This is a genomic window from Pseudomonas sp. R3.Fl, from assembly GCF_023516765.1.
GTDB lineage: Bacteria > Pseudomonadota > Gammaproteobacteria > Pseudomonadales > Pseudomonadaceae > Pseudomonas > Pseudomonas citronellolis.
Genome location: NZ_JAMGSO010000001.1, coordinates 158,926 through 172,172 on the forward strand (window position 1 = coordinate 158,926; position 13,247 = coordinate 172,172).

The 13,247-nt window shown below is 69.3% G+C and carries 11 protein-coding genes; 8 read left to right on the forward strand and 3 right to left on the reverse strand.

Annotation, left to right across the window (positions count from 1 at the left end; genetic code table 11):
* Nucleotides 1-130: 130 nt before the first annotated feature.
* Nucleotides 131-1,093 (reverse strand): FecR family protein, encoded by a 963-nt coding sequence (locus M8R19_RS00555; protein WP_116423487.1) that lies wholly within the window; start codon nt 1,091-1,093, stop codon nt 131-133.
* A 52-nt stretch (nt 1,094-1,145) separates the two neighbouring features.
* Nucleotides 1,146-1,643, reverse strand: coding sequence for a sigma-70 family RNA polymerase sigma factor (locus M8R19_RS00560; RefSeq protein ID WP_043272738.1), 498 nt, complete (start codon nt 1,641-1,643; stop codon nt 1,146-1,148).
* A 168-nt stretch (nt 1,644-1,811) separates the two neighbouring features.
* On the opposite strand from M8R19_RS00560, the gene M8R19_RS00565 reads away from it, so the two are divergent.
* The 8 genes from M8R19_RS00565 to M8R19_RS00600 all read left to right on the forward strand — a co-directional run bounded on the left by M8R19_RS00565 (nt 1,812) and on the right by M8R19_RS00600 (nt 11,842).
* Nucleotides 1,812-2,321: a DUF4142 domain-containing protein gene (locus M8R19_RS00565; protein WP_249916700.1), complete on the forward strand. Its 510-nt coding sequence runs from the start codon at nt 1,812-1,814 to the stop codon at nt 2,319-2,321.
* A 130-nt stretch (nt 2,322-2,451) separates the two neighbouring features.
* Entirely contained in the window at nt 2,452-2,766 is a 315-nt protein-coding gene (locus M8R19_RS00570; RefSeq protein WP_249916701.1) for a hypothetical protein, read from the forward strand.
* 154 nt (nt 2,767-2,920) lie between these two features.
* Nucleotides 2,921-3,895: a DNA-binding protein gene (locus tag M8R19_RS00575; protein ID WP_249916702.1), complete on the forward strand. Its 975-nt coding sequence runs from the start codon at nt 2,921-2,923 to the stop codon at nt 3,893-3,895.
* Nucleotides 3,896-4,114: 219 nt separating this feature from the next.
* Nucleotides 4,115-6,763, forward strand: coding sequence for a pyruvate dehydrogenase (acetyl-transferring), homodimeric type (gene aceE / locus M8R19_RS00580; RefSeq protein WP_074979160.1), 2,649 nt, complete (start codon nt 4,115-4,117; stop codon nt 6,761-6,763).
* An 11-nt stretch (nt 6,764-6,774) separates the two neighbouring features.
* On the forward strand, nt 6,775-8,376 hold the full coding sequence (gene aceF / locus M8R19_RS00585; RefSeq protein ID WP_249916703.1) for a dihydrolipoyllysine-residue acetyltransferase: 1,602 nt from the start codon (nt 6,775-6,777) through the stop codon (nt 8,374-8,376).
* 395 nt (nt 8,377-8,771) lie between these two features.
* Complete coding sequence (locus M8R19_RS00590) at nt 8,772-10,769, forward strand: FUSC family protein (RefSeq protein WP_249916704.1); 1,998 nt, start codon at nt 8,772-8,774, stop codon at nt 10,767-10,769.
* Nucleotides 10,756-10,968 carry a DUF1656 domain-containing protein gene (locus M8R19_RS00595; RefSeq protein WP_249916705.1) on the forward strand — a complete coding sequence of 71 codons (213 nt, stop codon included), beginning with the start codon at nt 10,756-10,758 and terminating at the stop codon, nt 10,966-10,968. Before M8R19_RS00590 ends, M8R19_RS00595 begins: the two co-directional genes overlap by 14 nt.
* A 13-nt stretch (nt 10,969-10,981) precedes the next feature.
* A complete protein-coding gene (locus tag M8R19_RS00600) occupies nt 10,982-11,842 on the forward strand; it encodes an efflux RND transporter periplasmic adaptor subunit (protein ID WP_249916706.1) in 861 nt (286 codons plus the stop codon).
* A 241-nt stretch (nt 11,843-12,083) separates the two neighbouring features.
* On the opposite strand, the gene M8R19_RS00605 is transcribed toward M8R19_RS00600, so the two are convergent.
* Nucleotides 12,084-13,214, reverse strand: a complete 1,131-nt coding sequence (locus M8R19_RS00605) for an MFS transporter (protein ID WP_249916707.1) — start codon at nt 13,212-13,214, stop codon at nt 12,084-12,086.
* Nucleotides 13,215-13,247: the final 33 nt, after the last annotated feature.

The window sequence follows — 13,247 nt, forward strand, 5'->3', positions numbered from 1 at the left end:
CGGTTGGAGCGGCGGAGCGAAGGGTTAGTCACGATGTTCCTGTTCCTTGAGGTCCCAATGGCGGCTCGCAGGAAACGGGCCTTGCGAGCCTTTGCCGGGGAAGACGAAACAGGGCGATGAAAACCTGAATCTAACGGAGAATTATTTCGCTTGAGCCGTCGGCCAAGGTCTGTACCTTGACCGGCAACAGGTGCGGCAGCGCCATCAGCAAGGCGTTGGTGTCGTCCACGCGGAACACGCTGGTCAGGCGCATCTTCGCCACTTCCGGGCTACCGACGCGCAGCGGCTGGGCGCGGTAGCGGGAAACCTCGCGGGCCACTTCGGCCAGGCTCGCGCCATTGAACACCAGGCGCCCGTCGCGCCAGGCGGTCTGCGCGGCGACGTCGGTGGCCGCGGCCGGCGCCACCCGGCCTTGGGCGTCGATGTGCGTGCCCAGGCCCGCGGTCAGCAGTTGCTCGGCGCTGGCCGCTTCACGCCCGGCGACCCGTACCTTGCCCTCCTCCACCGCCACCCGCACCTCGTCGGCGTCGCGGCGCACGTCGAAGCGCGTGCCGGTGACGGTCACCGCGCCCAGGCCGGCATCGACCACGAAGGGCCTGTCGGCGGCATGGGCGACGCTGAACATGGCCTCGCCGCGTTCCAGGGTCACGTCGCGGCGCTGGTCGTGGAAGCGCACCTGCAGGCGGGTATTGCCGTTGAGTTCCAGCTGGCTGCCGTCGGGCAGCTCCACCTGGCGGCGTTCGCCCAGGGCGGTGTGGAACTCGGCACTGTAGTCGCGGCCCCAGCCGCTGAACAGCGCGACGCCGGCGGCCAGCCCGGCCACGCAGGCCGCCGCGGCGAACGCCGGCCAGCGCCGCCGGGTCTTTTGCGGACGCAAGGCGACCGGCTCGTCGGCGGCCAGCTCGCGCAGGCGCTGCGCCGGAATCAGGTCGGCGGCGCCCCACAGGCGCTGCAGTTGCTCGAATTCGTGGCGGTGTTCCGGCGTCGCCAGCCAGGCGTCGAAGGCAGCCTGCTCGGCGGCGTCCAGGGCGCCGTCCTGCACCCGCGCGAACCAGCGGGCGGCGGCGTCGCGCGGTTGTTCGGTCAACGCCATGGGGCGCTCCCCGGCGAGGTGCTTGGGCTCGGTTTCACTGGCTGGTCCTTCATCACGGTGTGTCGCCCAGGCGGTCCCTGAGGTGGCGCAGGGTACGGATCATATATTTTTCCACCATGTTCTTGCTCAACCCCAGGCGCTCGGCGATTTCCGCCTGGGACAGCCCCTCCAGCTTCTGCCAGACGAATACCTTGCGGCAATTGGCCGGCAGCTCGGCCAGGGCGCGTTCGATGGAACTGGCCAGCTGTACCGCGTGCATGGTGGTCTCCGGGTCGCCGTCGGGCGCTTCGTGCTCGTCCAGGTGCTCCATGCCCACCGGCGGGTGCGCCTGCTCGCGGCGGAAGGCGTCGATGGCCAGGTTGCGCGCCGTGCGGTGCAGGTAGGCGCGCGGCTGCGCCACCGTGGCCTGCGGGGTTTCCAGCAGGCGCAGGTAGGTGTCGTGGGCCAGGTCCTCCGCCTCGTGCCGATTGCGCAGGCGGCGGGTCCAGGCTCCGATGAGCTCCTCGTAGTGTTCGAAGAGGCCAGGCTTGCGCGGGGGTTTGGCGGGCATGGGAGGAATAAACGCGAAGAATCAGCAAATGGTAATGCTTCCTGTTTTCCACTTGCAATCTCCGCCCGGCGACTTCCCGCGGCATTTCCCCGGCAAGCCTCCGGAACCCCAGGGCGCCTGCGCCCGTCAACCCAGTAGTCACAACGCAACGAGGAAGGAGCATCGAACATGAAAGGCACTGGCATCCTCCGCGGCGTCCTGCTCTGGGGCGCCCTGCTGGTATCCGCACCGCTGCTGGCGGCCGATACCGGGGTGCAGGACTTCGTCAGCCGGGCCTCGGCCACCGGCCTGGCCACCATAGACGCGGCGAAAATGGCGCTGAGCAAGAGCCGCTCGGCGGACGTGAAGACCTTCGCAGTCCACCTCATCGACGACAACACCAAGGCCCAGGTCCAGCTCAAGACCCTGGCCGAAAGCCGCCAGCTGCAACTGGCGGATGGGCCCGACGAGGCCAGCCGCGCCAGGCTGAAGGACCTGGAGGCGCGCCAGGACGACTTCGACGCGGCCTTCGCCAGCAGCCAGGTCCGCGCCCAGGAAGAGGCGCTGCAGCTGTTCAGCGAAGCGGCGCAACAGACCGCGGACGAGGACCTGCGGCAATTCGCCCAGAACAACCTGGCGGTGTTGCGCCTGCACCTGCAGATGGCCCGCCAGCTGGCCGAGGCCCATGGCGACGGCTGAGTGGCGTATCGCCGAATCCTCGTCGAGCGCCGGCCGCCATCGGACGAAACCGGCTACACCTACAGGGGACGATGGCTCCGGGCAGTGCAAGAAGGTCCGGAGCAGGCCCATGAAGACACAGGAGAACCCCATGACCCCGCATCGATGGTTTCCCTCCCGCCGGCACGACAGCGTGGCCGAATTGCAGAGCCTGGTCGACGAGCTGACGGAGCTGCTCGATGGCGGCCGCGAGCTGGCCGCCAAGGACATCCCCGCGTTCAAGGCACGCCTGCGCCACCTGACCGACGACTGCCAGGCCATCGGCGACCGCCTGGCCTACCAGGGCCGGCGCGCTCTGCGCCGCGGCGGCGACTATGCCAGCGAGCATCCCTGGCAGGTCGCGCTCATCCTCGCCGCCACCTGCGGAGCGCTGGCCGCCGTCTGCCTGGTGAGCCGCCGGCGCTGAACCGGCGCCACGCCCGCCCACGCTACTCATCGCCCTTCGAAGCCCATCCCCTGCGCGCCGTCCTCACGGGCGGCGCATTGGGCGCTTTCGCATTGCGCATTTTTAGTATGTAATTACATACTACATAGTACGGTACGAAACGAGCGGAGCGGCCATGGCACGGGGCGGAATCAACAAGGCGCTGGTACAGAAAGCACGCATGGCCATACTGGCCCGCGGGGAAAACCCGAGCATCGATGCCCTGCGCGTCGAGCTGGGCAACACCGGCTCCAAGACCACCATCCATCGCTACCTGAAGGAACTGGAAGCCGAGGCCGGCGGCACGGCCGGGCATCCCCTCGCCTTCAGCGAAGAGTTGGGCAACCTGGTGGCGCAGCTGGCCGAGCGCCTGCAACAGGAAGCCCGTGACTCGGTGGCCGAGGACCGCGCCCGGCTGTCCCGCGAGCGCCTGGACTACCAGCAGCAGGTCCGCAGCGCCCAGGCGCGCATCGAGCAGTTGCAGGCACAGAACCAGGCATTGGAGGTGCAACTGCGGGAAACCCGCGAGCAGCTGGAACAGACGCGCCAGCAGAAGCACCAGGGCGAGCTGACCAGCGCGCGCCTGCGCCAGGCCGCCGGCGACCTGGAAACCCGCCTGCGCGAACGTGACGCGCAGATCGCCTCGCTGGAGGAAAAGCACAACCACGCCCGCTTCGCCCTGGAGCAGCAGCGCCAGGCCATGAAGGAACAGCAGGAGCAGGAGCAACGCCAGCACCAGGCCCAACTGCAGCAACTGACGGAAGAACTGCGCCAGTCGCAGCAGCACCTGGCCGCGCGCCAGGACGAGCTGACGCGGCTGAACCGCGACAACGAGCGCCTGCTCACCGAGGCGCGCCTGCTGCGCGACCAGCAGCAGGAACAGCAGCAACAACTGGCCCGCCACACCCTGGCGATGGAAGCCCTGCGCCAGGAGCGGGCCCAGGCCGAAGGCGCCCGCTCGGTGCTGGAGCAGCGCAACCTGGCCCAGGGCGAGGAACTGGCGCGCCTGGAACAGCACGGCCGCGAGCAGTCCCGGCAATTGCAGGCCCTGCAACAGCGCCTGCAGGAGCTGAGCCTGGCGCTGCGCGACGAAGCGCCGGGCGCGTCCTGAAGGGCCTTCTGCGACTTATTGCCGGTGGCGCCCCGCGTCTTGCCAGCTAGGCTATAGCGACCACCCGGGTTTCTTTCGCAGCGACCAGCAGCCTCCCGCAAGCCGGGACGTCGGCCCTGCCGGCGATTGGTCCAGCGGCTTTCCGGCCCCTTCGGCCGGGGGATTGCCCCGGGGCGCTGAACAAGCGTGGACCTATCGCAACCGGCAAGGTATTCCGCAATGCACGATATCGATCCCGTTGAAACCCAGGAGTGGCTGGACGCCCTGGAGTCGGTGCTCGACCGCGAAGGCGAAGAGCGCGCCCACTACCTGATGACGCGCATGGGCGAGCTGGCCAGCCGCACCGGCACCCAGTTGCCCTACGCCATCACCACCCCGTACCGCAACACCATCCCGGTGACCCACGAAGCGCGCATGCCCGGCGACCTGTTCATGGAACGGCGCATCCGCTCGCTGGTGCGCTGGAACGCCCTGGCCATGGTGATGCGCGCCAACCACAAGGACCCGTCCCTGGGTGGGCACATCTCCACCTTCGCCTCCTCGGCGACGCTCTACGACATCGGCTTCAACTACTTCTTCCGCGCCCCCACCGAGGAACACGGCGGCGACCTCATCTACTTCCAGGGCCACGCCTCCCCCGGCATCTACGCCCGCGCCTTCATCGAGGGGCGCCTGAGCGAGGAGCAGCTGGAGAACTTCCGCCAGGAGGTGGACGGCCACGGCCTGTCGTCCTACCCGCACCCGTGGCTGATGCCGGACTTCTGGCAGTTCCCCACCGTCTCCATGGGCCTGGGGCCGATCCAGGCGATCTACCAGGCGCGTTTCATGAAGTACCTGGAAAGCCGCGGCTTCATCCCTGCGGGCCAGCAGCGCGTGTGGTGCTTCCTCGGCGACGGCGAGACCGACGAGCCCGAATCCCTCGGCGCCATCTCCCTGGCCGGGCGCGAGAAGCTGGACAACCTGATCTTCGTGGTCAACTGCAACCTGCAGCGCCTGGACGGCCCGGTGCGCGGCAACGGCAAGATCATCCAGGAACTCGAAGGCGTGTTCCGCGGCGCCAGCTGGAACGTCATCAAGGTCATCTGGGGCCGCTTCTGGGACCCGCTGTTCGCCAAGGACACCGCCGGCCTGCTACAGGCGCGCATGGACGAGGCGGTGGATGGCGACTACCAGAACTACAAGGCGAAAGACGGCGCCTACGTGCGCGAACACTTCTTCGGCGCCCGCCCGGAGCTGCTGGAGATGGTCAAGGACCTCTCCGACGAGGAAATCTGGAACCTCAATCGCGGCGGCCACGACCCCTACAAGGTCTACGCGGCCTACCACGCGGCGGTGAACCACAAGGGCCAGCCGAGCGTGATCCTGGCCAAGACCATCAAGGGCTACGGCACCGGCACCGGCGAGGCGAAGAACATCGCCCACAACATCCACGAGATCGACGTGGCCAGCCTGCGCGCTTTCCGCGACCGCTTCGACATCCCGGTCAAGGATGCCGACCTGGAGAAGGTGCCCTTCTACCGGCCCGAGCCCGGCAGCGCCGAGGCCAAGTACCTGGCCGAACGCCGCGCCACGCTCGGCGGCTCGGTGCCGCACCGCCCGGGCAACGCCTTCAGCGTGCCGGTGCCGCCGCTGGACACCCTCAAGGCCCTGCTCGACAGCACCGGCGACCGCGAAATCTCCACCACCATGGCCTTCGTGCGGATCATCTCGCAGCTGATCAAGGACAAGGAGATGGGCCCGCGCATCGTCCCCATCATCCCCGACGAGGCGCGCACCTTCGGCATGGAAGGCATGTTCCGCCAGCTCGGCATCTACTCCTCGGTGGGCCAGCTGTACGAGCCGGTCGACAAGGAACAGCTGATGTTCTACCGCGAGGACAAGAAGGGCCAGATACTCGAGGAAGGCATCACCGAGGCCGGCGCCATGTCCTCGTTCATCGCCGCCGGCAACGCCTACAGCAACTACCGCCAGCCGATGCTGCCGTTCTACATCTTCTATTCGATGTTCGGCTTCCAGCGCATCGGCGACCTGGCCTGGGCCGCCGGCGACGCCATGGTCCGCGGCTTCCTGCTCGGCGGCACGGCCGGGCGCACCACCCTGAACGGCGAAGGCCTGCAGCACGAGGACGGGCAGAGCCACGTGCTCGCCGGGGTGATCCCGAACATCCGCACCTACGACCCGACCTACGCCTACGAGCTGGCGGTGATCATCCACGACGGCGCGCGGCGCATGCTGCAGGAGCAGGAAAACATCTTCTACTACATCACCGTGATGAACGAGAACTACCCGCACCCGGCGATGCCCGCCGGCGCGGAGGAAGGCATCATCCGCGGCATGTACCTGCTGGAGGAGGACAGGAAGGACGCCGCTCACCATGTGCAACTGCTGGGCTCGGGCACCATCCTGCGCGAGGTGGAAGCCGCGGCGAAGATTTTGCGCGAGGACTTCGGCATCGGCGCCGACGTCTGGTCGGTGCCCAGCTTCAACGAGCTGCGCCGCGACGGCCTGGCCACCGAACGCTGGAACCGCCTGCACCCGGAGCAGAAGCCCAGGTTGAGCTACGTCGAGCAATGCCTGGAAGGTCGCAAGGGCCCGGTCATCGCCTCCACCGACTACATGAAGCTGTACGCCGAGCAGATCCGCCAGTGGGTGCCGGGCAAGGAATACAAGGTGCTGGGCACCGACGGCTTCGGCCGCAGCGACAGCCGCCGCAAGCTGCGCGACTTCTTCGAGGTGGACCGCCGCTGGATCGTCCTGGCCGCGCTGGAGTCCCTGGCCGACCGCGGCGACATCGAGCCCAAGGTGGTCGCCGAGACCATCGTCAAGCTCGGCCTCGACCCGAACAAGCGCAACCCCCTGGACTGCTGAGGAGAAGCATCGTGAGTGAGCTGATCCGCGTACCCGACATCGGCAACGGCCAGGGTGAAGTCATCGAGTTGCTGGTCAAGGTCGGCGACAAGGTCGAGGCCGAGCAGAGCCTGCTGACCCTCGAATCCGACAAGGCCAGCATGGAAATCCCCGCGCCCAAGGCCGGGGTGGTGAAAAGCATCAAGGTCAAGGTGGGCGACACCCTGAAGGAAGGCGACGAAATCCTCGAACTGGAGGCCGAGGGAGGCGCCGCCGAAACCCAGGCCGAGGCCCCCGCCCCTGCCGCCGAGGAACCCAAGGCGGCGCCGGCCGCAGCGTCCGAGCCGGCGCCGCGGGCAAGTGGTGGCGGCGTGCAGACGGTGCGCGTGCCGGACATCGGCAACGGCCAGGGAGAGATCATCGAGCTGATGGTCAAGGTCGGCGAGCGCATCGAGGCCGACCAGAGCCTGCTGACCCTGGAATCCGACAAGGCCAGCATGGAAATCCCCTCGCCCGCCGCTGGCGTGGTCAAGGCCCTCAAGGTGAAGCTCGGCGACACCCTGAAGGAAGGCGATGAAATCCTCGAACTGGAAGCCGAGGGCGATGCGGCCCCGGCGCCAGCACCCTCGGCACCAGCCCCATCGGCGGCACCTGCGGCGGAAGCCAAGCCCGCCGCCGCGCCGGCGAAGGCCGAGACGCCGCCACCGGTGGGCGCGCCCAGCCGCGACGGCACCAAGGTCCACGCCGGCCCGGCTGTGCGCATGCTGGCCCGCGAGTTCGGCGTCGAGCTGGCCGAAGTGCAGGCCACCGGCCCGAAAGGCCGCATCCTCAAGGAAGACGTGCAGCTCTTCGTCAAGCAGCAGCTGCAACGGCCGAAAGGCGCGGCGTCGGCAGGCGCGGGCATCCCGCCGATCCCGGAAGTCGACTTCAGCAAGTTCGGCGAAGTGGAAGAAGTGGCCATGACCCGCCTGATGCAGGTCGGCGCCGCCAACCTGCACCGCAGCTGGCTGAACGTGCCCCACGTGACCCAGTTCGAGTCGGCCGACATCACCGAGGTGGAAGCCTTCCGCGTGGCGCAGAAGGCGGTGGCGGAAAAGGCCGGCACCAAGCTGACCATCCTGCCGATCCTGCTCAAGGCCTGCGCGCACCTGCTCAGGGAACTGCCGGACTTCAACAGCTCCCTGGCCCCCAGCGGCAAGGCGCTGATCCGCAAAAAGTACGTGCACCTCGGCTTCGCCGTGGACACCCCGGACGGCCTGCTGGTGCCGGTGATCCGCGACGTCGACCGCAAGAGCCTGCTGCAGTTGGCCGCCGAAGCCGCCGAACTGGCGGAGAAGGCACGCACCAAGAAGCTCTCGGCCGACGCCATGCAGGGCGCCTGCTTCACCATCTCCAGCCTCGGCCACATCGGCGGCACCGGCTTCACGCCGATCGTCAATGCGCCGGAAGTGGCGATCCTGGGCGTGAGCAAGGCCACCCTGCAGCCGGTGTGGGACGGCAAGGCCTTCCAGCCGCGCCTGATGCTGCCGCTGTCGCTATCCTACGATCACCGCGTGATCAACGGCGCCGCCGCGGCGCGCTTCACCAAACGCCTGGGCGAACTGCTGGGAGACATCCGAACGCTATTGCTGTGATCCGCGCCGCCGGCTATCAACGCTTTTCGTAGGAGCGAGCTTGCTCGCGAACCGCATGGCAGCGCGTTTGTTCGCGAGCAAGCTCGCTCCTACGAAGAGCCCCCCGGTGCGGCCTGCGAATCGCGCGCAGGGCGCGCTCCTACATGGGAATGGTGCCCCGCAGGGCGCACAGGCGCCCCAGGACAACTCCGTCCTCGCCAGCCACTCCGAACGGCTCCCTCTCCCTCCGGGAGAGGGCTGGGGTGAGGGCAACGGACTCCGCCGACACACCACTACCGAACCCGCCCTCTGAACCCCCATGCACCGAGCGAACCGCCCCCATCGACTATGCTTCCCGATAACGGGGCCGCGCCACCTGAGCGGGCCGCAAGCCTCAGCCGGAGCCTGTCGACGCCGTGTTAGCCAGCCCTGCCCTGACCGCTTTCATCGCCCCCAGCGGCCCTGCCCTGCGCTTCGCCGGCAAGACCCTGCTGGCCGGCGGCATCGCCCTCTGGCTGTCCTTCCGCCTGGACCTGGAACAACCGCAATGGGCGCTGATGACGGTGTTCATCGTGTCCCAGCCGCTGTCCGGGATGGTCGTCGCCAAGGGCCTGTTCCGCCTGCTCGGCACCCTGGTGGGGACCAGCATGGCGGTGCTCATCATGGCCCTGTTCGCCCAGACGCCCTGGCTGTTCCTGCTGGTGGTCGCGCTGTGGATGGGCCTGTGCACCGCCGCCTCGACCCTGCTGCGCAACCACGTCTCCTATGCCTTCGTGCTGTCCGGCTACACGGTGGCGATCATCGCCCTGCCGGCGATCAACGTGCCGCTGCAGGTGTTCGACCAAGCCGTGGCGCGCTGCACGGAAATCTGCCTGGGCATCGTCTGCGCCTCGGTGGTCAGCGCCACCCTGTGGCCGCAGCGGGTCGAGGAAAACCTCGCGCGGGTCGCCTGCGAAACCCTCGACGCGGCGCTACAGGCGGCGGCCAACGCGCTGCGCGGCCAGGCCCGCGAGCCGGAGGGCATTCTCCAGTTGCTCGGCCGGATCGTCGCCGCCGACGCCCAGCGCGACCACGCCTGGTTCGAAGGCCACCAGGGCCAGCGCCGCGCGTTGGCCTTGCGCACCCTGTCGCGCGACGTGCTGAGCCTGCTGCGCACCGCCCGCGGGGCGTCGCGCCAGCGGCAGGTGCTGTCGCCCGAAGCGCAGGCGCAGCTGCAACCCTGGCTCGATGAACTGCTGGCGCTGCTGCCGCGCCACGCCCCCGAACAGTTGCAGGCGCTGCGCGACCGCCTGCTGCAGGCCAGCGCCGACGAGGCCCTGGACAACGACCTGCGCTACTGCCTGGCGCGCTGCGCGGTGCTGCTGATCAAGGTCGAAGCCGCCGAAACGGCCGCCGCCGGAGTGGCCAGCGGCGAGTTCAGCGGCGCCGCCAGCAGCGGCCTGTCCTGGCACCGCGACTGGCTGATGGCGCTGTTCTACGGTCTGCGCAGCGCCCTGGCGCTGCTGGGCATCGCCGCCTTCTGGCTGGCCAGCGCCTGGCCGGCGGCGGTGGGCGGCATGCTCATGGCCGGCATCCTCTGCAGCCTGTTCGCCAACCGCGACAACGCCGTGGAGCTGAGCATGAGCTTCCTGCGCGGCATCCTCTACGCGCTGCTGGCCGCCATAGTGGTGGACCAGTGGCTGCTGCCGCAGTGGAACGGCTTCCCCCTGCTGTGCATGGCCCTGGGCGTGCCGCTGTTCTTCGCCGCCCTGGGCATGGCAGGGCCGCCGGCGCTGATCGGCACCGCCACCACCTTCGCCATCCAGTTCATCACCTTCATCGCGCCGCGCAACGACATGCACTACGACTTCGCCAGCCTGCTCAACTCGGCCCAGGCCACGGTCATCGGCGTGGGCTTCGCCGCCATGGTGTTCCGCCTGCTGGCGCTGCCGCCGGACTGGGTGATCCGCCGCCTGGGCCAGGCCATGGCGCTGGACCTGGGGCGCCTCACCCGCTACCCGCTGGACCAGGCGGAAAGCTGGTTCGGCGGGCGCATGGCCGACCGCCTGATACGCCTGGCGCGGCACTACGCGCTGCTGCCCCAGGCCATGCAGCGGCGCTGGCTCGACGGCCTGCTGGCGCTGGACATGGGCAGCGAGCTGCTGCACCTGCGCCACTGCCTGGCCGGCGCCCGCGGCGTGCTGCGCAAGCGCCGGCAGGTCTTCCTCGGCAGCCTGGGCGACCTGTTCCAGGCCGGCCCGGCCCCGGGGCGCGAGGCGCGCCTGGACGCACTCTGCGACGACCTGGACGCCGCCCTGCGCAGCGACCCTGGCCACCAGGCCGAGAACAACCGCCTGGCCCGCGCCGCGCTGCGCCAGCTGAGCAACACCTGGCGCACCTGGTGCCACCTGGAGGACGAGCATGGACCTGGTTGAGCTGCCCCTGGGCGGCGTCTACATCAGCCCGATGTTCCTCTACGCGCTGCTCGCCCTGGCCCTGACCATCGTGCTGCGCAAGCTGTTGCAGGCCACGCCGGCGGGGCGCTGGATCTGGCACGAGGCGCTGTTCGACTGCGCCCTGTTCACCCTGCTGCTGGCCGCCGTCACCTGGTGCGCCGGCGTCGTCAACGGATAAAGAGGAGCGTTGCGTGCGAGGCTTCCTGCGAGTGCTGACCACCCTGCTGGTGGTCGCCGCCGCCGTGCTGGCGGGGCTCTGGCTGTGGCGCTACTACATGCTCTCGCCCTGGACGCGGGACGCCCGGGTGCGTGCCGACGTGGTGGTGATCGCCCCGGACGTGTCCGGCTGGGTCACCGAGCTGCCCGTCGTCGACAACCAGAAGGTCAAGGCCGGCGACCTGTTGATGCGCATCGACCGCGACCGCTACCAGGCCAACCTCGACCAGGCCCGCGCCCTGGCCGAGACGCGCAAGCAGGAATACCTGCTGCGACAGAGCGAGGCCAACCGCCGCAAGCGCCTGACCAGCGCGGCGATCAGCGCCGAGGACCGCGAGACCGCGCAACTCAACGCCAACATCGCCAACAGCCAGTACCAGGAAGCCCTGGCCGCGGCGCACCTGGCCGAGATCAACCTGCAGCGCAGCGAGGTGCGCGCCCCGCGCGACGGCCAGGTGACCAACCTGCGCCTGGCCCAGGGCAACTACGCGCAGACCGGCCAGGCCGCCATGGCCCTGGTGGACCAGGGCTCGTTCTACGTCACCGCCTACTTCGAGGAAACCAAGCTGCCCGGCATCCACGTCGGCCAGCGCGCGCGGGTAACGCTGATGAGCGGCGAACGCGTGCTCAAGGGCCGGGTGCAGAGCATCAGCAGCGGCATCACCGACCGCAACGCCCTGCCCGACACCCAGCTGCTGGCCAACGTCGAGCCGACCTTCAACTGGGTGCGCCTGGCCCAGCGCATCCCGGTGCGCATCGAGCTGCTGGAGGTGCCGAAGGACATCCACCTCAGCGCCGGCATGACCGCCACGGTCAATATCGAGGCCAGCCCTTAGAGCATCGCGGACGGAGTCCGCTCCTACGGTTCCAGGGAAACACGATCGTAGGAGCGGACTCTGTCCGCGATAGCCGGAGATTCCGGTGCGATTCGCGGATGAGATCCGCTCCTACGCCGCCCCACCCGCACCATTCCCTGTAGGAGCGGGCCCTGCCCGCGAATCGCGCACAGGGCGCGCTCCTACAATTGTCGTGAGGCATGCGCAGAAGCGGACTCCGTCCGCGATCGAACCCACACGATCAACGCCGCCAGGCACACCCCAGCGCGCTGAGCGCCAGCACCGCCGCGGCGCCGGCGTAGGCCCAGAAGGCCGGCACCACCGGCAGCAGCACGCCGGCCAGCATCGGCCCCAGGCCTGCGCCTATGTCGCGCCAGATGGCGTTGCCGGCCAGGGCCTGGATGCGGTTCTGCGGGTTGCGCTGGGCCACCAGGGTCATCACCAGCGGCAGTTGCAGGGCGCGCAGCAGCAGGACCAGGAAGGCGCCGGCGAACAGCCAGTGGCTGCCGAAGATCAGCAGCGCCAGCGAGGTCGCCAGGGACAGCGTCACCAGCATGCGCAGCGCGCCGAAGTGGTCGGCCAGGCGCCCGCCGAAGGGGCTGAAGAGCATCTCGCTGAGGTAGCGCACCGCCATCAGAATGCCCGCCACCAGCACGCCGGTGCCGCCCAGGTGGCTTTCCGCGTACAGCGACAGGCCGAAGATGAACAGGCCGTCGAGGGTCACGCCCTCGATGAAGGACCAGGTGGCGATGCTGTCCGGCAGGCGCAGGCGGCGCCCGCTCGGGGTGTGCAGGTCGTGCCCCTGGGCCGGCAGCGAGCGCGCGCGCCACAGGCCCAGCAGCGCGCTGGCGCAGAGCACGAAGAACACGCTGCGTGGTCCCCAGGCCTGGGCCATGAGCGCCGCCAGCGGCAGCGCCAGCATCGGCCCGATGGAGATGGTCGCCCGCGAACGCCCGGCGCGGCGCGCGGCGCCCTGGGCCTCGGCGGTGGCCAGTGTCTGGGTGCTGAGGTTGAAGCTGGCGTAGCTCAGGCCCCACATCAGGCGCAGCACCAGCAACGCGGCGACGCCGGAGAGCGTCGCATAGCCCAGCGCGCACAGCGCCGAGGCGCAGGCCGCCAGGCTGCAGGTGGCGCGGTCGCCGTGGCGGGCGTAGAAGCGCACCACCCAGCCGTAGCCGACGATGCGCACCAGGCGGTTGGCCGCCAGCAGGATGCCCGCCTGGGCCAGGCTGACGCCGAAGTCGGCGGCGTACATGGGCAGCAGCAGGTAGAGCACCACGTCGCCGGGCAGGCACAGGCCGAGGACCTGGGCGGCGCGGCGGGAATCATTATCGGCGCGGCGCAGGCGTGGCTGCGCGGGGTCTGACGACATGGTCCCTCCCGGACGACAAGGCGAGCGCGCACC

Excerpts from the sequence above, each read along its gene's own strand:
- M8R19_RS00555 (WP_116423487.1), bottom strand. The coding sequence starts at position 1,093 with ATGGCGTTGACCGAACAACCGCGCGACGCCGCCGCCCGCTGGTTCGCG.
- M8R19_RS00560 (WP_043272738.1), bottom strand. The coding sequence starts at position 1,643 with ATGCCCGCCAAACCCCCGCGCAAGCCTGGCCTCTTCGAACACTACGAG.
- M8R19_RS00565 (WP_249916700.1), top strand. The coding sequence starts at position 1,812 with ATGAAAGGCACTGGCATCCTCCGCGGCGTCCTGCTCTGGGGCGCCCTG.
- M8R19_RS00570 (WP_249916701.1), top strand. The coding sequence starts at position 2,452 with ATGACCCCGCATCGATGGTTTCCCTCCCGCCGGCACGACAGCGTGGCC.
- M8R19_RS00575 (WP_249916702.1), top strand. The coding sequence starts at position 2,921 with ATGGCACGGGGCGGAATCAACAAGGCGCTGGTACAGAAAGCACGCATG.
- aceE (WP_074979160.1), top strand. The coding sequence starts at position 4,115 with ATGCACGATATCGATCCCGTTGAAACCCAGGAGTGGCTGGACGCCCTG.
- M8R19_RS00595 (WP_249916705.1), top strand. The coding sequence starts at position 10,756 with ATGGACCTGGTTGAGCTGCCCCTGGGCGGCGTCTACATCAGCCCGATG.
- M8R19_RS00605 (WP_249916707.1), bottom strand. The coding sequence starts at position 13,214 with ATGTCGTCAGACCCCGCGCAGCCACGCCTGCGCCGCGCCGATAATGAT.